This is a genomic window from Rossellomorea sp. GCM10028870, from assembly GCF_042666755.1.
Taxonomy (GTDB): domain Bacteria; phylum Bacillota; class Bacilli; order Bacillales; family Bacillaceae_B; genus Rossellomorea.
In genome coordinates this window covers 219,172-245,562 of record NZ_JBHTGN010000003.1, presented here as the reverse complement: position 1 = coordinate 245,562, position 26,391 = coordinate 219,172, and the positions used below count along the sequence as shown (strand labels likewise).

The following is a 26,391-nucleotide window of genomic DNA, read 5'->3' as shown; positions in this document are numbered from 1 at the left end:
ATTCTATCAAATTTAAATAGTATGAATATATCACCAGATAAGAAAGAAGGGAAAAGACGGATGAAAAAGAGAATCACCAAAAATGTCACAATGTTGGCACTTAGTGCAGGTCTCGTAGGCAGTAGTCTAGCACCGGCCACACTAACACACAAAGTTCATGCACAGCCCTATTCAGCCATTGATCAAGTACTGTCAAAGTTGACTCCAGAGCAGCGTCAAGCGATTAAACAATTACAAACGAATGTCCAAGGAGGACTACAACTATCCCCTGAGGTAGATCAAAAGAGTGCCGATTCCATTTCTGTTATTGTTCAATTTAAGGACAAGCCGGAACAGACAGCGGTGCTGGAAGCGGAACTCGAAGGAAAAACCCTTTCTAGGACAAAAGCAAAAGAAAAAGTAGATGCAGCTCATGAAACCTTTCAAAAAGACCTGCAAACAATTTTCAAAAATGAGATGAAACAAAAGAAATCATCTTTCAAAATCAAGCAGTCTTATAAGCATGCCTTTAACGGTGTGGCGATGACCATTCCTGCCAACAAGGCAAAAGAGTTACTTGATTCTAAAGAGGTAAAGGCTGTTTGGAGTGATTTGGAAGTACACGTCGAGCCTCCTGTCACAGAACAAGAAAAATCAGAGAAACAAACAGAACCGAATAAGATGACCACGTTTCCTGGCATCGAAAAGCTTCATCACGAAGGATTCACAGGAGAAGGTGTGAAGGTAGGGATCCTCGATACTGGAATCGACTATAATCATCCTGATTTAAAAGATGCCTATAAAGGCGGATATGATTTCGTGGATAACGATAATGACCCGATGGAAACAACGTATGAAGATTGGGTAAAGGCAGGAAAACCTAAAGGATCTCGAGACTATTTTACGCAGCATGGAACTCATGTGGCTGGAATCGTTGCCGGGCAGGGGGCGAACGAGTCTGACTTAGCGGTGACCGGAGTAGCACCGGATGCTGATATTCATGCGTATCGTGTCCTAGGTCCATTCGGTACTGGTAGCACCGGGGCGATATTAGCCGGTATCGACCAAGCAGTGGAGGACGGTATGGATGTGCTTAACATGTCCCTTGGTGCGAGTTACAACGATCCGTTGTATGTGACGAGTATTGCCGTTAACAATGCCGTGCTTGCCGGTGTAACGGCAGTGGTGTCAGCAGGAAACACAGGAAATGGAATGTATACACTTGGTTCACCAGGTACCTCTCCATTGGCGCTTACTGTCGGGGCAAGTGACACATCTGTTACGATTCCAACATTTAAAGGAACGCTTCATGCAGATGCAAATGTATCAGCGGATTTAAAGCTGGTTGCCAGAGGTTTTGACAATAAAATAGAAGAATTAAAAGGACAAAATTTTCAGGTTATAGATGGAGAAAACGGTTCTTATTTTGACAAAGATGTGGATGGAAAAGTTATCCTTGATACACGCGGATATATTGATCTTCGCTCTATGATAAATAATGCGAAAAAAGGAGGAGCGAAGGCTCTTCTATTATACAACGCCTATCCGCTGGAAGATGTGTATTTAGGAGAAGGGTTTGATTCCATCCCTGTATTCTCACTAAGCGATGAACAAGGAAAAGCAATGAAGCAAGCAATGGATTCAGGGAGTGCAACATTCTCCTTTGATGAAATAGGTGATCCAATTGTAACTGGAGGGGATGTATTAGCTGACTTCAGTTCTCGCGGTCCGTCCCGAGTATTGTATGATATTAAGCCGGAAGTAACCGCACCGGGGGTATCTGTCATGTCTACAGTACCGTCATATATACATGGAGAAGACCAAATCGGAAATTATCAATATGCGTATGAAGGTTTATCCGGTACATCCATGGCAGCACCAAATGTAGCGGGGGTTGCGGCACTTTTAAAACAAGCTGATCCAGACATGACGCCTGCCGATATCAAAGCGAGGCTCATGAATACGGCAACTCCATTAAATGGAGAATATAGCGTATTCGAAGTAGGAGCAGGGCGTGTGGATCCGTATAAAGCCATTCATGCCCAAACGAGCATTCAAGTAAATGACGAGACGGAAACGAGTGATGGAGGAGCCGCCACTCTTGCAGATGATGGAATCCAAACGATTAAAGAAACGACCGGTGCCCTCAGCTTTGGCGGCCATGCTGTTGATGGGAAGCATATAAGAGAGACCCGCTCTGTCACACTGATCAACAACAGTAATGAAACGAAAACATATGATGTGAAGGTCGAATTCCAAACATTAGAAGGAAGATTTGCTAATGATTATTCCCGCGAAGCCAACGATGCGGCGGCCAACGGTGTCACCTTGGAGACAAAGAAATCCGTGAAGGTGAAGGCAGGTAAGAAAAAGAAAACTGCGGTGACGATGCTAATTCCAAAAACGGCTGAATTAGGAAATTATGAAGGATACGTTGTGTACACGAATAACGATGATCCGGATGAAACGTATCGCGTTCCATTTGGCATTCATACAGCGGAAGAGGGTATTGATCATATCGAGGCAAGTCCTCCTGCGTTTACAGTAGCGAATGAAGCTGGATATAACGGTATAAAATGGGGTGTCGGGCTTTACTTCCAATTAAAATCTCATATGCGTTCACTGGATCTATTCCTGGTCGATCCGAAAACGAATGAAGAAATCGGATTCCTCGGCTCTTTGGATGGCATGGGTGCAGATGAGCAAATTGAATATCGTCTTGGCGGGGCAATGAACGAAGGGTATTACTATCCGTTAACGGGAGACCCGGATAATCCGATTGCGTATGATACGAAACAAACAGAACCAGGGCTGTACAAAATCAAGATGGTAGGAACAAATGATCATGGAAAAACCTTTAGTTCAGATACGCCGGTTTACTTTAGCGTTACGCAGCCAACCCTCGATCTCAACGTGGACTCTGGTGTGGTTGAATATAGTCCGGATCAAACAACAGTCCCATTAACAGGTTCTGTTTACGATCCAGGTGTGGAAGAAATGAAAGCCGGGGGTATGGATGTATCACAAGCTAATAATAAATTTGTGTATCAATTCGGTCGATTCAGCACCGAAGTTCCTTTAGACCCTGGCGGAAACTTTACCACAAATCTCACACTAGTCCCAGGTGTATCAGTGCTTCCAGTCAAAATGTATGCAGAAAACATGGCGACAGTACGGAACTATGCTAGTTATAAACAGGTATATTATGTGAAACAAGGCACTCAATACGGAACAGCTCTTCCGGATAAGAAGAAAATAACAGCGGGCGATACGGCGACGCTTACCCTTTCGATGAACAATATGACAAATATGAAGCAGGCAGAATATTCATTTATAAATCCATTGTCAGCGGGTGTAGAAATTGAAAGCGTTAAACCGCACGAATCATTGAATGGGAAAGTGGATATTCAGACAGTGAATACAAATATGGAAATTGACGGGATTACAAGGGTGAGAACGAACATTACCGCGACTTTAACCGGTGAGGCGGCACAAACAGGAGTAAGCGGAACGATTCCGATGGTGGATGTCACATATAAAGTGAAAGAAGATTCTGATGGTGGAGATGTAAATATTGATCAATTTAAAGCATCGTACACCAATACAGATGATACGATGAAATCCGTAGAAAGCATCACTATTCCTTATCGGGTGGAACGAACGCACTCTGTTTTGAAGTCTCACGTCAATTCAGAAGCATTTGAGAATCCTTACCTTCCAGGAGAACCATTAACAACTTTTGATTACGTAAAAGCAGGTGCAAAAGTGAAAGTAACAGATGAAGCAGGAATAGAGTATCCACATACTCTTGGAAGTAGCGCAATTAATTATTATTTCAGTTCAAAACTACCAATTACTGATAAGCCATTCACATTGAAGGTAGATATGCCGGGACATTTCACTGTTAAGAGAATCTTTACTGTCGGTTTGAAAGAAAATGGTGAAATAAAGCCTTTTACAGAAACAATTTATTATAATACTGCCCATGCTGGGGATGTGAACAAAGATAATGTGATTGATGTGAAAGACGCACTTTCTATTCAATCGAATTGGAGCACAGACAAGCGCGAAGCGGATATTAACTTTGATGGTGTAGTAGACGCAAAGGATATGCAATTTGTAATCAATAATTACATGATGCAAAATCCTTGGATGGATAACTCTCCAGAACCTGTGAAAACACATGACGGACAAACATTAGAAAGTGTGTTGGAGGAATTAAATATTCAGTAAGGAAAGAATGGGAGCAACGGCCAATGGTCGTTGCTTTTTTTTGGAGAAATAAACCTTGGTGACAGAATGAATGACCTATCGAACATGAGGAATAAATAACCAATAAGGTAAACTACATAGGCTTTGAAGGGATCTTTTTCAATTAAACTATCCTTGATTTTTTCGTCTTCTCAATTCTCATCCGAACTGTTTAGACTATAAGATTGGCCATTTTGGGGGAATTTTATGTCGGATATTCAGGTCTTGATACCTGTTACTATTGTAATGGTTTTATAATTTGCAGGTTCAGAGGATACTAGACTAATATATAGTATTCTTTCTATGTTCCTTAGGTTATTGTAGGCAGATAGCTAATTCACACATGCATGTACAACTAAAAAAACTACCAAATCGTTTTGACCGCATATTCATTATTTATAAAGCATCTAGTTCAGAAGTAGATCCTTTTTCCTGTAGACGATTTTGATTCAATTGTAAAAGCTTGGATATTATCGAACAATTCCCCCCATTGTCGCATTATGGAAGGTTATATAAAATTTGAACTAGGGTACCCATTTGTTTTAAATAGATCTATTTATTAGTTGGTGGTCTGACTCTTCATTCATCCGTAAACAGTTGTATTAGTAGTGTTTAACCATTAAAAACAATCAGGGGGAACGTTATGAATACAGGAAAGCTTAAACCTATTTTTAAGGGCACCTTAATTGCCAGTTTGTTAGTTTCCGCAGGTATTCCATCAGGAGCTATTGCTGAAGAGAATTTTCAGAATAAACAGAAAAACGTAGAACAGATGTTGATGAACTTAACGGATCAGCAAAGGAAGGCATTGAAAGAGCTGGAGATATCGCCTGGATTCACCATATCGCCGGAGATAAACCAAAACAGCTCTGAAATGGTAGACGTAATCGTCGAATTTAATCAGGCTCCTGCAAAAGTAGAGGTCGCAAAGCAAGCTGTCAAAGGGAAAAGAGTGTCTCTATCTTCTGCAAAAGAAAAAGCTGAAAGCGAGCACGATACGTTCAAAAAAGAGTGGAAAAAGGTCAAAAAATTAAATAGACCAGATGATGAAAAAATGGAGGAGGCCAAGATAACGAAAGAATTCCATGCAGCTTTCAATGGGGTAGCGATGACGTTGCCGGCCAGGGCAGTTCAAGAGCTTCTCAGTACAGGAGTCGTGAAGCGAGTGTGGAAGGATAATGAAGTTAAGCTTGATCTCCCACAAGAGGCAAAAGAAATGAATTCAGGGACTCCATCCAATGTCGATGACAGTCTTTCGCAAATTGGTGCGGACAAGCTTCACCAAGAGAATATTACAGGTGAGGGGATTAAAGTTGGGGTTATTGATACAGGTATTGACTATAACCATCCGGATTTAAAAGTCTCTTATAAAGGCGGATACGATTTTGTCGATAATGATTCAGATCCCATGGAGGCGACTTATCAGGAGTGGAAGGATTCCGGGAGACCTGAATTCAATGGTTCCAGTTATTATACATACCATGGAACACACGTATCAGGGTCCATCGCAGCATCCAAGGAAAACAGCTCTCCAGCAGCCGTAAAGGGGGTAGCCCCTGATGTCGATCTTTATGCATACCGAGTATTAGGTCCATATGGGAGTGGATCAACCGCTGCTGTAATGGCAGGTATTGATAAGTCGGTAACAGATGGTATGGATGTTATCAACCTGTCTCTAGGGTCGAATATCAATGACCCTCTTAATCCGTCGTCTATAGCGGTTAACAATGCAATGCTCTCTGGCGTTGTTACGGTAGTTTCGGCAGGTAACACAGGCCCTAATGAAAAAACACTGGGATCTCCAGGATCGGCTGCATTAGGAATAACAGTTGGTGCCAGCGATGTGTCAGTAACGATCCCGACCATTACTGCCAATTCGGGAGGTCAAGAAATTAAGGATATGAAGTTATTAGCACAAAATTTCACAGATAACTTGGAAGACCTCCAGAATATGACCCTTCCAATTATTGAAGTGGGAATCGGTGCAAAAAGCGATTTTACTAATAAAGATGTAGTTGGTAAGGTAGCGTTCATTGAGCGCGGCCTCATTACTTTCGATGAAAAAGTTCAAAATGCAAAAGATGCAGGTGCTAAAGCCGCGATTATTTATAACAATGTGGATGGTGAAATAGAAGCTTATATAGGCGAAGGGACTAATTATATACCTGCTTTCCGCATATCAAAGGCTGAAGGGGAACAACTGAAATCACAATCAGAAATTACCTTTGAGTCGTTAGGAAGCGTCAAGACAGGGGGAGATCACTTAGCGGAGTTCAGTTCGAGAGGGCCAGCTCACGGGAATGATGACATTAAACCAGATGTCGTAGGACCAGGTGTGGCGATATCCTCAACTTTTCCTGAGTTTATCAATCATCCTGAAGAGGGAGAAAGTTATGATGCTGCATATGGCCGTCTAAGTGGAACATCAATGGCCTCTCCTCACGTAGCAGGTGCTGCAGCACTCATCATGCAAGCTCATCCCGAATACACACCTTTTGAAGTGAAGGAAGCTTTGATGAATACTGCCGATGAAATGAATGGTGACTATTCCGTTAATGAAGTTGGCGCAGGCCGGATTGATGTCCATGAGGCAGTCCATGCGGATACATTGGTGAAGGTTCTGGACAAAACGATGCATGAACAAGATGGCAGCCTTGTCGAAATTGATGAAGAAACGGGTTCCATTGCTTTTGGCACTCACTTTAAAGAGGAAGAAGGACATATTGAAGACAGCAGAAAAGTCGTAATTCAAAATCTAAATGAAAAAGATACGAAGGAATTTATCACAAATGTTGAATTTTTACCGGCTAAGGGACAGATTCAAGATGCCGGCAAGAATGGGGTAGAAGTAACGATGCCCGATACGATTTCTGTAGAAAAAGGAAAATCTGAAGAAATTGAGCCGACTATTCGTGTTTCAGAAGTTGCGGAAATCGGACGTTATGAAGGATACATTCACCTTGTCAATTCGAAAAATGAAGGAGAGAACTACCAAATCCCTTTTGCCATCCGTGTGACAGATAAGGGATTTGAGAAGATGGAATTGACAAGACCGATGATTACGAATGATCCCATTAATATTCATCCGTATACGACGCCATATACCAATGCAATCATCAATTTATCAAGCCAATTAAAGACGATTGATATGTTGGTGAGAGATGGATCAGGAGAAGCAATTGGATTTATGGGAACCATTGATGCAAGCCATTTAATGACAGGTATTGATTATTGGGGAGATAAAATTTTTACTGGACTGGTATACCCATTCACCAATGATCCTTCGCAGCCGATTTCTGATAAAAAGGTGAAATTGCCGGAAGGTATTTATACGTTTGAAATGATTGGGTATGATGAGCAGGGTAAAGCATATAGTAAGGACGACATTGTTATGATTGACAATACGCCTCCAAAAGTAGAATTATCCATGGAACCTGGCCTTTACGAAGTGAATGATTCAATGTATACGACAGAAGATGGGTATGATGGCCAAGCAATATGGCTACATGGCAATGTATACGATGATGCCGTCGACAAGCTCAAAGAGAAAGGTATCAATATTGATCAATCAATCCATGGTGTACTTTGGTGGGAATACAGCTTCTATAATCATTTATTTCTTAACCTGGATAGTGAAGGAAACTTTAGATTCCCTGCTATGAAGGAAAGAATTGACAGTATGACCTATTTAGATACCAACCTGTTTGCCTTCAATAATGCTACAGCATCCGAAGCGTATCCACAAGGTATTAAAAATTACAAGTTCATAAAAGAAGGAGCTGAATATGCCGTTCCTACTTATGACAAAGAAAAGCTTCTTATGGGTGACGAAATTACAATGACATTGAATTTAAACAATATTAAGCAATTCGCCTCCGGGGAATACAACGTACCTTTTTATAATAAATTACTTGAATTTCAAAATGTCAAAGTCAATGATACATTTAAACAATATGCCGATGAAAAAGGCGTTAAAGTAAATCTGGATGAGCCAACATTAACTACTGGGAACGTTAAAGTAGGGGCTTCGATCGACCAAAAGGGCTTCCTCATTGATAAAGATCTGCCATTCTTAGATGTCACATTTAAAGTCATTAATGATGAATACTATGCTCCAGATGAAATAACATTTGAAACGAGTTCCTTTAAGTATAAGAAAACATCAGATTCCAGTCCTACAATGATTCGTGTAATTAAAGACAAGTCATTTACAATTCTAGCCGGTCACTCTGTTGTGAATGGAACTATTAATCCTGAAGCTTTCTATAAGGAAAATGGACAATTGGCTGCTTCGATCGACTACTCTAAACTTGGTGCAAAAGTATATGCAAAAGCAGCAGATGGGAAAACATATGAAGCGTCTGAGATTTTCGATAATGGTTACTTTACAATCGATAATCTTCCATTATCAGAAGAAGAGTATGAAATCTATGTAAAGGTACCAGGTCACCTCACGACCAAAGCCTCGGCGAAATTAGTGAAAAACGTCGATGGAGATCTCGCCGGGGTACGGATCTTAGTAGATACGGGCAAAGCTCTGGCTGGCGATGTGAATGGGGATAAGGTGGTTGATATACAAGATGCGATCGTCTCGGTTTTCTCATATGGAAAAGAAAATGTAGGGGTTAACAAGGGAGACATAAACCAAGACGGAAAAGTAGATGAATCAGATCTTCGATTTATAGAAAAAAACTTCCTTGAAAAAGGGCCTGATGCCAAAGGTAATAAAAAGCCAAAAGAAAAACTTGGCAAGGTGACGTTGGAAAAATTATTCCGTTCAATTGGTCTTGAAACACTAAATTAGTGAACACAAATAAATGCCAGGGGTAAATTCCTGGCATTTATTTTCCATTATTAAATTAATCCGAAAATACTTTTGTTGCCAGCTCAAGAGCCTTATTGGTTTCGTCTGTTTTCATGTAATAATGAAAAAGTTCCTTTTCGTATTGTTGGACCAACGATACATAACCACGCTTCTTAAAGTATGGTAGAGCGTTAGTGATTAGGTAGTTATAATATTCAGTATGTTGATTGTTTAGGAGAAGGTGAAGAAGTTTAAAGCTGATTGTATATAAATATTCATTGAGCTCCCTTGCAATGGAAATCCCTTCAAAGACAAGGTTTTCTATTTCGGTATTCGCCAATAAATTACCTTTATGGCTGCTCCGGATGAATCCTTCCAGAGAGATTAAATAACAAGTTGATTTTTTTTCTTTTAGGGACATGGATTGTTCGTACAGTCGTTTTGCACATTCATATTCATTTCTATTATAGTATTCATAAGCTAAGTTATGAAGCACCCGTGCCTTCTTGTCAAAAGCATGACATATATCGCAAGTTTGAATTAAAGCATCGTATTGTTCGACTTTCTGTTGAAAATCACTGCATCCGTCACTTTCGCGCGTCATCAACATAATCATTTCTGCGTCGATCATTTTAAGCAAATTATTACTATTGATAAAATATCGCAACGACTTTTCTGCATAGTAATAAGCCATTACCTTTGAACCTGTGGCAAGGTAGGAGCTCGCTAACGTTAAATAGTACTCTTCATTATTGTAATCATCAACGTTAATTGTTCCTAAGGTAGAGAACGCTTTTAATACATCCTTTTTGGATAAGTAATACATGCCTGATAAATGCTTGAGTAAGTTTCTTTCGTAGGGTGGCAAATGTTTATGTTTCTTTTTTATAGCTTTTATGATTTTATCGGCCTGTCTTAATTCAGAATGTAGTAGATGGTATCTTGCGTTCAGAAGTTCATAAAGAACTTGATAGTCACTGATCGTTATTAATGGTTCTTTCTCCAGTTCGTTTTTTATCGTTTCGATTTCTTCATCGCGTTGCCTGATCATCGCATCATGCCAGCAATGAAGGAGCCTCTTGATATTTTTGTACCGCATTAACTCCTCTTCAATATCAATTCCGAGCCGTTTAGAAAACAAAGAGGTGATCTCTGAAGAATAATCCGTTTTCCCCTGTTCGATTTTACTAACATGCGTATTTGAACAAATCCCATATCCAAGCTGTTCTTGTGTTAGTTTGGCTTTCTGACGATAAAATTTTATGATTTTTCCTTTATCCATGCCACATCCACTCCATAATTGAAAGAATAGTAATGAATAAATACCTTCCATTTAAGGTATCAACAAAGCCTGTTTAGTCCTCTCTATTGTTACTTATCTATCATTTTCCTTTGATTATATTTGAATTTGATGGGATAATGTTTTTGAAAAATTCTATCAAATAAACATCAATCAAGGGAGTTTGTACATGGCAACAGCTCAATTCGTTTTATGAAAAGGAACAGGTGAATCAAATGAATGCTGCTCTCTATCAAGAAATTCAGAAGTATATGGAAATGAAAAATTGGAATAAAACAGAACTTTCCAAGGAATCCGGTATTCATATAAGTGAGATTAGCCGCCTCTTTAATCACAGGCAGCCACTTTCTTTGCAAAATCTGGATGCGATAACAAACGCACTCGGCTTATCTGAAGGTACTCTCTATCAGTACTATTTAGAGGAATGCTTCAATAAAGGAAAGCATGCGGACAAACGCAGAAGTATACAGTTCTTGTATAAGTGTGCAGCGGAAGGATATGTCAACCTTTACAGGGACTTAATAAATTTAATGCTGGAGGAACAGTCAAAAACGATCAGAAAGAAAAATTTATTATATATATTTACTGTTGCTGAAGAGCTTTTTCAAGGAGGAATAGGCGAGAAGGCACTCCCGCTCTATGAGGTGATTATTGAAAGTGAGTCGGATCGCTTTTCAGAAAAAGTTGCAGTAAGTTATTTCAGGAGATTCTATATTGTAAGAGGGACAGAAAAAGGACAGCATGCCCTGTCTTTTGTATTGGATCAATTAGCATACATGCCTAATGAGATAATGTTGGAAGCCTACATGTGGATCATGGCAGATTACTATCGGCGCGAGGAATGGTGGCAGGTGCTGAATTATGCAGAAAAGTTAAAGAAATTGGCACCCGTAGGCGACTATTATGGACGGGCCCTAATGTATAAGGGACTAGCTCTTTCAAGAGTAGGGAACTCCCTTGAGGAAGTATTGAATATAATAGATGAATATTCAAAAATAAGTGAGTATTATGCGGGAATTGCAGCAGGCAATCGCTATGCTGCCCTGTTGGATTTTGGTAAGTTGGAATATGTAGATGAGTATCTCACCTGGCTGGAAAACAGGGAAGATATATATGTGGGACTGCCTAGGATATTTGAGACATACGTTCGATTAGATCGTCTAAATGATGCCAAGACACTTATTGAAAGGTTCAAACATGTAATCGACGATATGGCCGAAAGCAAGGAACCATGGCTGAAAGAAAAAATGAATTTAGACTTTCGCTATGCTCACGCCTTGTTTTTATGTAAAAGGAGTCAATTTGAAAAAGGTTTGGATGAACTAGTGGAAGTAGCGGTTTTATCAAATAAGATAGGGAATTTAGAAAGATTCAAAAGATGTTTGTTAGCTTTTTGGAAATACAGGGTTTATGCGACATCCCAACATGATAAAAAATATACTAATCTGTTACAAACAGGAAAAATGGAATAATTAATTTGAGGAAAAGAGCTGCAAAATGCTCTTTTTCTTTTTTTGATTTGATTGAATTTTCAAAAAATGATATCCCGTCAAGTCCAAATATAATCGAAATGAGCTTTAGTAAAAGAAGAAGGGAAGAGATGAATGAAGATCAAATTGACAAAAAGTTTAACAACTTTAACGTTAGGCACGGGGTTATTGCTTAATCCTGTTGCACAGACTCCTCTTGATCAGGTCGCCGCCGCATCAACAGCATCACCCATTGACCAGGTACTGGCAAAATTGACTCCCGAGCAGCGGCAAGCATTAAATCAATTAAAAGTGAACAATTTAGACGGACTGCAACTATCCCCAGAAACGAATCTCGAAAGTAAAGAAGAAATATCTGTCATTGTAGAATTTAAGGACAAGCCCGCTGAGACAGCGGTGGTAGAGGCTGCTGCTAATGGTAAGAAGCTGTCACTTGACGAGGCTAAACAAAAAGCTGAAGCAGCACATAAAACATTCAAATCAGATCTGCAAAAGATTTATAAAAATGAAACAAAAAAGAAAAAAGAAGTTTATAAAGTAAAAAGGTCGTATAAAAATGCCTTTAATGGTGTTGCGATTGAACTGCCTGCCAACAAAGTAAAGGCTTTATTGGAATCCAACCAAGTAAAAGCGGTATGGTCAAATGATGAGGTACATGTGGAGCCTCCTGTACAACAAGGTGAATCCTCTAACGAAAATAATGAAACAGGAATGCGTACATTTCCAGGAGTGGATAAATTACATGCTGAAGGACTAACCGGCGAAGGGATAAAGGTAGGGGTGCTGGATACAGGCGTCGATTATAACCATCCTGATTTAAAGGATGCCTATAAGGGCGGCTATGACTTTGTGGACAATGACAATGATCCGATGGAAACGACGTATGAAGACTGGAAGAACTCAGGATACGGAGAAAGGAATCCCCTCACAGGTGCATACTATTATACTCATCATGGGTCACACGTTTCGGGGATCATTGCCGGTACAGGGGACAACAGTGTCGATCATGCAGTTACGGGGGTAGCGCCAGATGCAGATTTATATGTCTATCGTGTCTTGGGCCCCTATGGTTCCGGATATACAGAAGATGTATTGGCAGGGATTGATCAAGCTGTAGCGGATGATCTGGATGTCATCAATCTTTCACTTGGAACAAGTTACAACAACCCAATGTATGCAACAAGTATTGCAGTAAATAATGCCGTACTTGCCGGCGTGACAGCTGTCGTATCAGCCGGAAACAGCGGCAGTGGCTTGTATACACTTGGTTCTCCGGGAACTGCCCCATTAGCTATAACGGTTGGTGCCAGTGACACATCCGAAAATGTTGTTACGGCGAAAGGAACACTGCATGCAGACACCACGCTTCCTGCAGATTTGAAATTACTTGGAAAAGGGTATGAAGATAACTTGGAGGAGCTAAGGGGACAAAGTATTCCAGTTATCGATGTTTCCCTCGGATATGAATCCCATTATAATAATAAAAATGTGGAAGGGAAAATCGTTTTAATTCAACGTGGCATTACAAGTTTCGTTGATAAAATTACAATAGCTTATAAAAAAGGTGCAAAAGCTGTTTTGCTCTATAATAATATTCCGGAAGAAGGCTTCATCCCTACCTATTTAGGGGAAGGCTATCAATTTATCCCGACATTCAATCTATCTTACGAACAAGGAAATGAGCTGAAAAAGAAAGTCTCTGCCGGAGAAGCAACATTCTCTTTTGATGAAATGGGACAAGAAACGACGGAAGGAAACAAATTGGCAGACTTCAGCTCCCGTGGTCCCGCACGTACAACATATGACATTAAACCGGAAGTAACAGCTCCTGGTGTCTCTGTATTCTCAACAATCCCATCCTATATGCATGGAGAAGATCAAATAGGGAAGTATGAATACGCCTACGACCGATTATCCGGAACATCAATGGCAAGTCCAAATGCCGCGGGTGTGGCAGCGTTATTAATACAATCAAATCCAGAATTATCACCATCGGAAGTTAAGCAAATTTTAATGAATACGGCAGATCCGTTAAATGGAGATTACAGTGTGTACGAAGTAGGTTCCGGTGTTGTTGATCCATATGAAGCTGTCCATTCAAACACAAGAATTGAAGTGCAGGGCAAAACGTTGCATCCAGTTGATGGAAAAGAAAAAAGCATAGACAATAACACGGGAGCTATCAGCTTCGGTACATTTGCCCCAAATGGCAAACATCTAACAGAGGATCGTTCCCTTGTCCTATACAACAACAGTAAAGAATCCAAAACATTTGATGTAACGGTACAGTTCCAAAAGGATCGCAGAAGCTCAAAGGATGCTTCGGAAAACGGAGTGAACCTTACAACCAATTCAACAATAAAAGTTAACGGAAATGCCAAGAAGAAAACGAATGTATTCATGACGATTCCAAAAACAGCAGAGCTGGGCACATATGAAGGATATATCGTGTATACCAATAGAAACAATCCGGATGAATCCTACCAGGTTCCTTTTGCCATTCAAACGGTGGAAGAAGGAATCAATTATTACAACCTTAGCCATGAAGCAATGACCTTTCCTTACAATTATTTTGATGTAAGTATGACTCGATTTATTGACGCAACATTCAATTTAAAATCACATATGAAAACACTCGACCTATTCCTAATAGATGGAAAAACAAACAAGGAAATCGGGTTTATTGGATCAGTTGATGGATTTGCTTCGAGCTTAACTAATGGTGATTTGACTTTAAAAAATGCCTTTGATGGGATCTACTACCCACTGACAGGAAGTCCAGACAAACCACTTGCTCATCATCCGGAACGTGCTGAGCCTGGTTTTTATAAAGTAAAGGTCGTTGCCACAAACGATGAAGGAAAGACTTTCTCGGAAACGGATACACTATCCATTGATTATAATGCACCAAAGCTTTCTCTAAAACCTGAGTCGGGTGTATATGAATATAAGCCAGAAGAAACAACAGTCAAGATTACAGGTTCAATCTTCGATAAAGAAATTGGGCAAATGAAAGAAGCAGGGGTTGATGTTACTCAAGGAGATAATAAGGTTGTCTATCGCGATTATCTTAATTTCCGAAATAGAGGAGAACTGCCGGTAAATGAAGATGGAACGTTTTCCGTTGACATTCCAATGGACGAAACAAGACCAATGCATCTTGATTTTACCGGGATCGATCCTGCCACTAACAGAACAAATGTAGAAAGCAGTGACATTTACTTCATCAGAGAAGGTGAGCCTTATGCACTCGTGCAGCCAGACAGACGGGCAGCAGTTATGGGTGAAACTTTGGATGTCGCTCTGTCTTTAAATAATGTGGAGAATGTAAAAGAAGCAGTTTACACATTCAATTATAATAATTATTATGTTGATATTGCAGAGGTTAAACCAGCATCAGGCATGAGTGATAAAATTTCGGTGAAGGTTGAAAATGATAATTCTTCCCCTTATTCTTCACAGTTAGAGGTTACCGCAACCTTGAAGGAAGGACAGCAGCCTTTGTCTGGAGATCTGCCTTTAGTCAACGTGACGTATAAGGTAAAAGATGAGTGGTATGGGGGAACACTTTCACCAAGTAGTCTGAGGACTTCCATTACCGATGCTGAAGGAAACACTCAAGACATGTTGTTTAATGCAGCACCTCATTTTCGTATGAAACCCGAAGCAAGGGTCGAAGGTACCATTAAAACGGAGGCATTCATGAACCCATATAATGGTGATCCTGCGACGAATATTGACTATTCAACACTCAGTGCAGAAGCAAAAATGACTGGTGTGGATGGAACAGTTTATGAAGGAACTATAGAGAATGGACCAGGGTTTGACTTCAATTTACCTTTAACAGTAATTGATAAACAACTCAATATGGAATTGAATGTACCAGGTCATTTCACATTCCATAAAACTTTTAAAATGGGTTCTTATGGATATAAAGATATCTTGTTCACAACACTTGAAGCTGGTGATGTAAACAAAGACGATGTTATTGATGTGATGGATGCTGTTTACATTCAAGAGAAGTGGGGGACATCCGATCGTAATGCAGATATTAACTTCGACGGCAATGTCGATGCTGCAGACATTGAATATGTGGAGAAGAATTACCTCCTGCAAAATCCATCAGCAGAGAATGCTCCGAAAGCGAAACAGAACTACAAAGGCAAATCATTGGAGAGGATTCTGGAGGAGCTTGGTGTCCAATAAAATAACAAAAAATTGAGCAATATTATACAAATCTGTTAGAGTGTTTAGGGATTAATTCCTTAAACACTCTATTTTTAATGAATGGCCCCTTCCTCTGACGTTCATCTAAGTAACAAAGAATCTCTTTTTTTGCACTGTGTCAAATCTTGTTTCAGGCTGAGAACGTTCTTCGCATTTTTCGTAATATGAGCCATGTAATCACGCTAATTACAATTAAAACACTTTCAAGGGTTAAGATATACCACGGATACGGTCCCAGTACATCAAATAGACTGGGGCTTTTTGGTTTGTGGCGTAAAAACCAATAATTTCCGTCTGCCTGCTTATTCACGATTAAGATGATCGGCATTAGGAGGTTAATAAAGACAATAAGTTTTGTAAACGACCGGAATGTCGGGTGATACCCTTTTACCAACGTAAAATACAACGTCACCCATACGGCGAACAAATGCGAATAGAAAAAGTGAATAAATCGAAAGTGGGGAAAATCATATGTCAATGCGGGGGTAATGATTGCTTGTGTTGCGCCTAAAACAGCAATAAAAAATAACAATTCAAAGAATATTTTTTTTCTGGTCAATAGTAAACAGATACATAAAATGACAGCGATATTACACAATTCCAAAGGCATGGAACGGCCGATTTTCCATACTCCATGTACATACATCCATACATGATTCATGATCTCCATTAATATCAAGGAATATGCTGTACCTTTTTCCGGGATTTTCCATTTGCTATCATTCAATTTTTTTCGATATAGAAAAATGATGACTGCAACAAAAATAAAGATGGCTAATGTAACAACGTGACTTACAGAAAACAAGCTAAAATGGAGAGAGTGATGACTGTGGTCAAACCAATCCATGATTTCCCACCCCTAGTTTAAATATAGAGCAAACATATGGTGTGATATTTGGAAGGTTTTTATACGGCTATTATGCTTTTTAAACTAAAACATTGAAGTTGAGATCAAGGTAAAAGCAAATTAAAAAAGTGGAAAGGGATTATCCCGTCATCATTTCTGATGCAAATTCAGTTTCCATTAAATAATAGAATGATTCATTGTGTCTATTCTAGTGATCGGCACTTTATATTTAGAACTGATGTAGTAAAGAGGTTAGAAAAATCGAGTGAATGACAAAATCACTCACTCGATTCATTTTTCCTGATTCTTTTTTCTACGATATAAATCCAGCGTCTTATATCCTTCAGACAAGATTTCAATCATCTGATGGGTTCTTTTGTCACGTGTGGATTGCAGTTTAGCTGAAAAGATTTGCCTCGCCCAGTCTTTTTGATAACCAGGAGTCAGGTTTTGATAGAATTTTAACTCTGTCGGATGGTCTTTTAGCAATGCTTCAACATCCTTTATATTTTCCTCATAATCTGCGACACATTGACTGGAAGCAGGTGTATTCGCTACTTTTTTCTTTTCGCGTTTCATACCGACAACCGTAAAGACATCGTCCATACTCACCATACGTGAAAACTTGATATCGCTGTCCCCGATATAACCATCTTTTCCAACATTTAATGCAGGAAACATTTCATCACGGTGAATATAAGTATCAAATCGAGTATTCCCTTTTTTCGGATAGGCAAAAAACAGATACCCTTTTGGAAGCAGGACTTTTTCGTTCTGAAGGACTTTGTTTATATTTTCAGTCATTTCCTCCAGTGTTCTAACAAAAATAAAGATAGCATCATGATTCTCAGAAAGAGTCGCCGGCATGCCTGTAAAGACCGTGTAATCATCAGGCTGATGAAGGACAGCCATATTCTTATATTTGGTTAATTTTAATTTGTCAATAATAGTGGTCAAATGTAACCCCTCCAAGAATTAGAGTAGAGTGAATCAGCTTTAATGAACGAATGGAATTCTAATTTTGTGGATCCAGTTAAAGATTTACGAGTAGGGACAGTCATAGTTGATTGAAGCGGGAATCAACCACTGCTCTCTTGGCTGAAAAGCAACAATGTTTACGAAAACAGGCAGATACTACAAGTATCATTCTTACCTTTTTACCTATCACTTATTATAGAATCCAAGTGTTTATTATAAAGAAACCGGCGGAATTTTTCATCGATCCTATCATCTTTTATCAACAAATTGGAAACTTATTGATCATAAATTGATCCTTCATCCTATCATTCTTCCTTTTTTCCACAACGATTCGAGGGTTTTCCCCAAATATCTAATTGTTCTTTCGTTCTTTTTTCACTGTCAACAGGTGAAATACAAGCATTTAAAGAAGAATTCAATGATAAAATTCCTATTGTTTATAAAACTCTCTCTTAATTTCCCCCAATAGGAAAATGTCGATTTCAGTAGAACATGTATAAGAGGTGCTCACTATTTCTAGATTGATAGAAAAGGAGGGGAAGGTTCGATACAAAGGTATATGCGGCATGTATCTGTTAACTATATCTTAAACTGATAGTTGGCGCATCCTGTTTCAAACAGCAATAGTACGTGATTGCTAATGATTATGCTGTACTAGCATAATCCTAATCTACTTCTAAGATTCTTCATCATGTGTAATAAAGAATGAAAATTATATAAAAGGGTGAGAAGATGAAAGGATCCTCGAAAAGAAAGCTATCGATTGCATTAATGTTCGTTTTACTGTTAAGCAGCTTTGTAACACCTGTGGGTGCAGAATTCCATTTTTCAAAAGACGGACAATCAGCAGTTCTTAGCAAACAAAAAGCTGAACTGCCTATGGCGGATTCTGCTGAAGATAGTGGAAACCATCCATTATACGGACAGGATGGGACTTCAATCGATCCAAATGAAAAAGTTCGTTTAATCGTCGAAGTCGATGTAAATGAAAAGGCAAAATCCATGCCTGAAAAACAGGTAGAACAAGTGAAAAATACGTTTATGAAAAAAAGAGATAGCTCCTCCAAAGTCATACATACGTATTCAACAGGATTTTATGGATTCAGTATGGAAACGACGATGAAAGAAGCACATAAAATCAAAGAGGCAGACGGAGTAAAGGATATCCGTATCGCGAAAACGTATGAGCATATGGATGTAAAGAGCAATGAGCTTGTGGAAGCGATGAGTGTGTGGACAAAATACAATTACAGCGGAGACGGAATGGTCGTTGCAATCGTTGACTCTGGAATCGATTATGAGCATGAGGCACTGAAACTTTCTGAAAAAGGGAAGAAGAACGCAAAGTATAATGAACAGAATATTCAAGCGGAACTGAATGAAACAGATGTAAACGATGTCTGGTATACAGACAAAGTACCGACAGGCTATGACTGGGCAGATAAAGACACCAATGTCATTCCTGCAAGTGATTCCCACGGAACTCATGTGGCCGGAATTGTCGGAGCCTATGAAGAATCCCAGAAAAAGGCGATCGGAGTCGCCCCTGATGTACAGCTATTAGCTGAAAAAGTGTTCTCCGATAATAGCGGCGGTGCTTATGATGATGATATTGTCGCAGGTATTTATCATGCCGTAGAGTTTGGAGCAGATGTCATCAATTTAAGCTTGGGATCTGATGCAGGGGTGGTGGATCCAAATGACCCTGTCCAACGAGCGATCCAATATGCTACTGAACAAGGAGTGCTGGTCGTAGCTGCTGCAGGAAATGCTTCATATAGCACGAAGCAGAACATACTTGAAAGTTCTCAATTACCATTAGCGAAAAACCCTGATATCGGACTCGTAGGTGATCCAGGTATTGCACCATCTGCACTGCAAGTTGCTTCATCAGAGAATGATCAGATGAAAGTCGATGCTCTTCGTCTAAGTGATGAAAGCTTGTTAGGATATCAGATATCGCCCTACGCGAAAAAATTGATTGATACGTTAGAAGCCGATAAGGAGTATGATCTCATTTTCGCTGGTGAAGGGTTTGGGGAACATCTAAACGGTTTGGACTTGGAAGGGAAAATTGTTATTGCCAAACCAGCAAGATATTCCACCTATACAACTCTTCAATATGATTTAAAGAAAAAGGGTGCTGTAGCTCTAATTGTTATACCACCAAGTGACTTTACACCGTATTCTACATTGAGATTTACTGCTAACTCCATTCCAGCCGTGACAACTGACCAAGATGCGTCTATCCAATTGGTGGAAAGGTTAAAAGGTGGAGAGAAGGTGACCGCTCAATTGTCAGATGAAGGACTTTGGGTGCAAAATCCTGAAACGGAACCAATGTCGTACTTTTCTTCATATGGTTCACCGACCGATTTAAGCTTTAAACCGGAAATTACAGCTCCTGGTGGGAAAATAAGTTCTACCGTCCTTAACAACCAGTATGAAACAATGAGTGGAACATCAATGGCTGCTCCACACGTCGCAGCCGGTGGTGCATTACTTCTTCAAAAGTACTATGAAGATCTTCAACTACCCAAAAATGAAGAATCTATTTTAAAAGCGAAAAATGCTCTGATGAATACATCGCAAATTTTAACAAATCCGGATCATGACAATACACCTTACTCGCCTAGACACCAAGGTTCAGGTTTGATGAAAATTGAACAAGCTATCAAAACACCTTACCTACTTCAACATACAGGTGCTCCTTTAGAGAAGTCCTCATCAGTAGCGTTGAAAGAAGTAGATCGCACGTTTGATTTCACATTAGATGTAGAGCCATTAGCTGAAAATCTAGAAAAAGCGAATCATCAGTATGAAATTGTAGTAGATGTGTTAATGGATGAAACAGAAGAGAGAACATATGGCGCAGTAGAAAGAGAATATCTGACATTGAACTCTGTTCCTATAAAAGATGCAGTTGTGAAAATCAACGGGAAACAAGTAACGGATAAAAGCAAATTCCAATACAAGCCACGCCGAGATGATGAAGTGAATATCTCTGTGACACTACCAAAAGATTTAAGTGATGGGCGATTTGTGGAAGGATTCGTTCGTTTGGTACCAAAAGGCAGCTCTGTTAAAGATTTAACTACTTTAACGATACCGTTCATGGGATTCTACGGTGAGTGGGATTCAATCGATAACATTGATGAGAGTCCAGTGAATGGAGATCCCTATTTAGGGTATACAGTTTTATGGAATGACATGTTCGAACTTCCATTGGGTTATGATCAACAGACAGGCAAATTTGATCAAAACGCGGTTGGGTATTCTTCCAAGTCAATTGCTTCGGGTATACATCCTTCATTCACTGCATTTCGTAATTTGAAAGAAATGTCCCTTAGTGTCCAAGATGAACATGGAAATACAGTTTCAAACATAACTGATTTTAGTGAGTATACAGATGATGGAAGTCCTTATACCTTTAGAAAGAATATCATGAGCTACCGGGATTTCTATTACAAATTTGATGGAATCGTATGGAGTGGTAAAGATGATGAAGGAAACCTTCTACCTGATGGAAACTATTATTATGTGTATGAAAGTACGTTGAATTATGAGGGAGCGAACCCTCAACAAACGAAAATTCCTTTTAGTCTGGATTCTGTCTCACCTGTTGTTGAAAATATAAAAATAACCGATCAACCGGATGGGAAGTATAAAATTACATGGGATGTCATAGAAGAAGGAAGCGGTTATATTGGAAGCTTCATTTGGGTCAATGGCAAACGCAAGAATGTGGAAGCTGGGTCCAAAGCGGTTATTTCTGATGAAAAACCTGAAATCGTAATGGTGTCAGCAATGGATCATTTCCGTAATGTAGGCGTTGGATATAAAGGGAATAAAGATCTGCTTCATGCAGATCCATTTATCAATTACTTCAGTGTATCTGGATCAAACATCAATGAAAACAAGCCTGCATCCATCTTGATCTTTGGTTATAAACGAATGGATTGGCATATTGAAATTTCGGATGCAGAAGGCAATGTAATAGAATATGCCGATATTGAAAACGAACATTCCATTTATGGATTGAAATGGTACCCTGGGGCTGAATACCCAGACGGCGACTACTATGTGACCGTGACGGGTACAGATGAAACGGGATTATCGTTAACGTCCGATGCAAAGAAAATAACGATTAAACATTAATTTTAGAAGCCAAGAACAGCCTTCAATTAAGGTTATTCTTGGCTTTTTTCATTAAAGTAATAGATTATATTGTTAATTCAAGATCCATTTATTATGCCCTTACACAAAAGCCGTACCCACGAACCATAGTTCACGGGTACGGCTTACTAATATTAGTTTGTAATCCCCAATTCCTTTTTCACTTTCTCCAGTGTCATACCTTGATGACTTTTAACAGCATCTTTTAATTCATCCAATGTATGGTTTCTCGTCAGATAATTCGTTTCTACATAACTCCAATCCTTCTGATCGACAATGCCATCTAAATTGATGTCAGCGGAACGATCATCAGTCTGCCATTTTTCTTTCAGGTATAGCGCATCAAATATATCAATGACATCGTCTTGATTCACGTCACCTGCATACGTAAACGCAGTGATGGATGTCAACGTCCCAGTAATTTCTCCATCTCCCTCTTTATTCACCATGATTTCTTTAAAATATGTGAAGTGACCGGGGATACTCACTTTTAGTGAATATGGTTCAGAGTTTACAGGGATGTTATCGAAACGGAAGCCTGCTCTATTAGTAATTTCAGCTTTGTATTCTTTTCCGTCTGGACTAATCAACTCAACGGAAGCACCGACTTTCGTATAGTCTCTCGAAAAATCAATGGAAGTGTCAGGATTTAAGAAACCTTGACCAACAAATCCGCCACTGATGATACCGGTTTGATTGAGCAGCTTTAACCCTTCAATATATCCTTGTGCCGTGATGGTGTCTCCATTCGTGTCAATGTATCGATTACTCGTAAAGTTAAATCCTGCATAATCAGTCCATATCTTATCGGTTACTTTAAATGTGACATCCAGCAGTGGAAGTCCTCCTGTAATCTCCTGATCTCCGTTTAGGGTAAGGTCCACCTTTGCATTAGAAACTGAACCACTAGACATATCAGTTTGTACATCTACATCGTAACCGGATAACGCATTATTTTTTTTAATATCGAGAATTTCCATCGAGTCAGTATAGTATAAAGTAAACTTTGCTTCTTTTAATTGCTTTACATTGTTAGCCTTCATCGTAAATGTAACAGTGTCTCCAGGTTTAGCGGACTTCTTATCGTAGGTTCCTGTCATGTAGGAAGTACGTTCAGGAAGAAAATGATACGTCTTTTTTTCCGTTTTGTTCGTCGCAGCATCAAGAGCATCCAATGCTGCTATATTATTTGTCGGTCTGACAAGAGGGATATCCATTTCAAACATACCATCTTCATCGGGGAAGATTCTATATTCAGGAAGCATCGTGTACAAATATTCATAGATGAAATTATCTGCCTGACTAATGTCAATACCTGCATCTTGAATATCCTTTACTTCCTTGTCAATTAATGTTCCGCTTACTGGGTAGGATTCTTGACCTTCTGAGAATTCATAAACAAGCTTATCATCAATACTCGTTTTAAATTCAGGTTTCGTATTATCGATAAAAATGTCTTCTTCTTCAGTAAAGGTTCTGCCATTTTCATTCGTTGCAATAAATTTCAATTTATAGTGTCCTTGCTTGGCGAACATTTCCTTTAGATGGATTGGATAATCCTCATCCCCGGTAAACGGATAATAATTACCTCCGTAACCGTATAAACCATATGGGACACCGATCTGTAAGTCACTACCATCGAAATTTCCGACATACCCAATATCTTCACCTGTTTCTCCATCAGCTAACACAACATCCACTTGCTCTACGTTGGAATTCAATTGGAAACCAAAGGCAGCAACAGGGAAAAATCCAAAATAGCTTCCTGGATTGGTGGTTAATACTTGTTTATCAAATACTAAGAAGTCAAATCCTTCTCCAGCAACACGGATTGAAAACGGAATTTGATAGACTTCATCTGAATCATTTTCATTTACATAGGTGATGTATCCTTCGTAAAACCCTTGATCTGCTGTTTTGGGAATCATGACAAAGGCATTGGTTTTCTTGGATTTTCCGGGTTTAACCGAGATTTTCTTATCAAATACAACCTGAACACCGTTCTTGTTTGCATTCAGGGATTGACTTGTAAATTCAACCTTTCCTGTGAAGGTTTTCGTTTCCTTGCCATGATTGCTTACTTGTATTGTGCGCTGATCACGAATATGTTTCCCATCGTTGTATTGGAGGCCAAAGCTGATGGAGCCTGTTTTCTCATCAATGATGACTTCTTCTCCATTTGCAATGTTGGTTGTCTCATCGATTACTTGGAATTGCATGGATGAATGAATCGCTTCATATGGGTCGACTCTTCCTGCACCCACTTCAAATACGCTATAATCCCCGTTTAACGGATCAGCCGTATTCATCAATAGTGTTTTTATGTCTTCTGGCTGTAGATCCGGATTGGATTCTAATAGGAGGGCAGCGATCCCGGCTACTTGAGGAGCAGCCATGGATGTCCCTGATAATCGCTGATACGCATATTCATAGTTGTCTACATCCTCAGGATTTATCATGTAAGATGGAACAGTGGATTGAACACCGACTCCAGGAGCTGTCACTTCAGGTTTGATATCATAATTAAATTTAGAGGGTCCTCTTGAACTGAAATCGGCTAAATGATCACCCTCTGTTTGAACGGTGCCGATTTTATTAAACATGAAGTCTTCAGAATTTGAGAGTTTTTCAAGTAATGTTTCTCCATCGCTTTTTGTTAAACTGAATGTTGGGATGAAATCCTTATTTTCGCCCAGGAAGTAAGGGATATGCCCTTCTTCTTCGTTATTGTTGTAGATCATGATCGCTTTAGCCCCATTTAGCTTTGCATATTTGATCTTGTCATTCAACGTAATTTCCCCGCGACTTACAAGAACGATTTTGTCATGTACATCTTTCCCGGAATAATCATCAGACCTTCCTAATCCGAGTTCTACGATTGGCAGTGCCTGACCTTCGAAATCTTCAATTTTATCACTATAGTGTTTTCCTAATAACTGTAGGGTAACAGATTGCGATGAAAGCTGACCCTCGTATGTAATGATATCAAGTGGAGTATCACTTGCACCAACCGTTAATGCAAGTGGAGAAGATCCTGGTGATCCAAGAGTATAGGCTTCATCACCTGCGTTTCCTGCAGCTACGATTGTCGTTACCCCACTAAGGACGGCATTGTTAACCGCGACACTGGTCGGAAAATAGGGATCATTGATGGAAGCACCTAATGATAGGTTAATGATGTCCATGCCATCTTCTACTGCTTGGTCGATTCCTTTTAGCACATTTTCTGTGGTCCCGCTGCCATATGGGCCAAGCACTCTATACCCATAAATGTCTGCATCAGGAGCTACGCCTTTCGTGGCATAGTCACTACCATTTGTACCTTGACCGGCAATGATTCCGGATACATGAGTACCGTGTTCCGTATAATAGGAATGTCCCATTGAAAATTCTGGTTTGTATTTAGCATTCTTCCAGTCCTGATAGGTTGTTTCCATTGGATCTTCATCATTATCTACAAAGTCAAAACCACCTTTGTAGGCTTCTCTTAAATCAGGGTGATTATAATCTATTCCAGTATCTATGACACCAATTTTGAGTCCTTTACCGGTCAAACCTTCTTCATGCAATCGATCAATTCCCAGGTATGGATTGCTATCTGCCATTCTAGTAGAAATACCGAGACTTTTTACCTCAGTTGAACCAGGTGGATCAATTCTAAATGTTTCATTCCCCCAAATCGTCTTTACAGTTTGAGTTTGTAATAATGATTTTACCTTATTTGCTGGTAAGGTGATCGCAACTCCATTAAACGCCTCAGTATAATGATATTTAATGTTATATGACTCTTCTTTGGTCTTTTCCTTTTTGAATATTGCCCCAAGTTCTTCTTTAAACTTCTTTTGCTCTTGGTCAATGGCTTTTTTAGCGTCTGTTTTTGTCAGATTTTTACCTTCTGAGCTTGCTAGAAGTTGAGCTGCTTTGACCGGCTTCTGATGCAACTCCACAATAATAGAGATCTCTTCATCGGTATCAAGGTTGACGGCAGAGGATAACTGCAGCCCTGTTTTGTCGTTTAATTCTAAGTTCTTTAAGGCCTTTCTTTGGGTATCAGTAAGTTTATTTAGCATTTCCGTATGAGAAACGGGAGTTTTTTCTACTGTCTCCCCCAATGCACTTTCAGGGGAATAGGATATTGTACTGAATACCATCCCCAATGACAGTCCGGCTGTGGCTGCTTTTTTTACTAACTTGCTCTTGTCCAAATGATACACTCCTTCTTGATAGGTATTTAGTAAGAGGGGTGAATTTTCTTACTATTATAAAAATCATCTCATAAATATAATGGGGAATGTATGGGGGTAATTTAGAGAACGATGAGCAACGGATGTATCTATAA

9 protein-coding genes are annotated in these 26,391 nt (G+C 39.5%); 5 read left to right on the top strand and 4 right to left on the bottom strand.

Going from position 1 to position 26,391, the window contains the following annotated elements; all coding sequences use genetic code 11:
* The first annotated feature begins 60 nt into the window (after nucleotides 1–60).
* Together ACFQWC_RS15070 and ACFQWC_RS15065 are read left to right on the top strand one after the other, a co-directional pair.
* On the top strand, nucleotides 61–4,212 hold the full coding sequence (locus ACFQWC_RS15070) for a S8 family serine peptidase (protein ID WP_377108268.1): 4,152 nt from the start codon (nucleotides 61–63) through the stop codon (nucleotides 4,210–4,212).
* A gap of 661 nt (nucleotides 4,213–4,873) precedes the next feature.
* The gene (locus tag ACFQWC_RS15065; protein WP_377108266.1) at nucleotides 4,874–9,034 is read left to right on the top strand and encodes a S8 family serine peptidase; all 4,161 of its coding nucleotides are present in this window, start codon (nucleotides 4,874–4,876) and stop codon (nucleotides 9,032–9,034) included.
* A gap of 55 nt (nucleotides 9,035–9,089) precedes the next feature.
* Here ACFQWC_RS15065 and ACFQWC_RS15060 read toward each other — a convergent pair whose 3' ends face one another.
* The gene (locus ACFQWC_RS15060) at nucleotides 9,090–10,316 is read right to left on the bottom strand and encodes a helix-turn-helix domain-containing protein (protein ID WP_377108263.1); all 1,227 of its coding nucleotides are present in this window, start codon (nucleotides 10,314–10,316) and stop codon (nucleotides 9,090–9,092) included.
* 233 nt (nucleotides 10,317–10,549) lie between these two features.
* Here ACFQWC_RS15060 and ACFQWC_RS15055 point away from each other — a divergent pair, with 233 nt between their 5' ends.
* Together ACFQWC_RS15055 and ACFQWC_RS15050 are read left to right on the top strand one after the other, a co-directional pair.
* Nucleotides 10,550–11,806, top strand: a complete 1,257-nt coding sequence (locus ACFQWC_RS15055; RefSeq protein WP_377108261.1) for a helix-turn-helix domain-containing protein — start codon at nucleotides 10,550–10,552, stop codon at nucleotides 11,804–11,806.
* A 132-nt stretch (nucleotides 11,807–11,938) separates the two neighbouring features.
* A complete protein-coding gene (locus ACFQWC_RS15050; RefSeq protein ID WP_377108259.1) occupies nucleotides 11,939–16,030 on the top strand; it encodes a S8 family serine peptidase in 4,092 nt (1,363 codons plus the stop codon).
* A gap of 151 nt (nucleotides 16,031–16,181) precedes the next feature.
* Here the strand turns inward: ACFQWC_RS15050 and ACFQWC_RS15045 are convergent, their stop codons facing one another.
* A complete protein-coding gene (locus tag ACFQWC_RS15045) occupies nucleotides 16,182–16,898 on the bottom strand; it encodes a YwaF family protein (protein WP_377108257.1) in 717 nt (238 codons plus the stop codon).
* A 291-nt stretch (nucleotides 16,899–17,189) separates the two neighbouring features.
* Nucleotides 17,190–17,810, bottom strand: a complete 621-nt coding sequence (locus tag ACFQWC_RS15040; protein ID WP_377108519.1) for a YdeI/OmpD-associated family protein — start codon at nucleotides 17,808–17,810, stop codon at nucleotides 17,190–17,192.
* Between the two features lie 798 nt (nucleotides 17,811–18,608).
* On the opposite strand from ACFQWC_RS15040, the gene ACFQWC_RS15035 reads away from it, so the two are divergent.
* Nucleotides 18,609–22,034, top strand: a complete 3,426-nt coding sequence (locus ACFQWC_RS15035) for a S8 family serine peptidase (protein ID WP_377108255.1) — start codon at nucleotides 18,609–18,611, stop codon at nucleotides 22,032–22,034.
* A 152-nt stretch (nucleotides 22,035–22,186) separates the two neighbouring features.
* Here ACFQWC_RS15035 and ACFQWC_RS15030 read toward each other — a convergent pair whose 3' ends face one another.
* Nucleotides 22,187–26,257 carry a S8 family serine peptidase gene (locus ACFQWC_RS15030; protein WP_377108253.1) on the bottom strand — a complete coding sequence of 1,357 codons (4,071 nt, stop codon included), beginning with the start codon at nucleotides 26,255–26,257 and terminating at the stop codon, nucleotides 22,187–22,189.
* Nucleotides 26,258–26,391 lie beyond the last annotated feature (134 nt).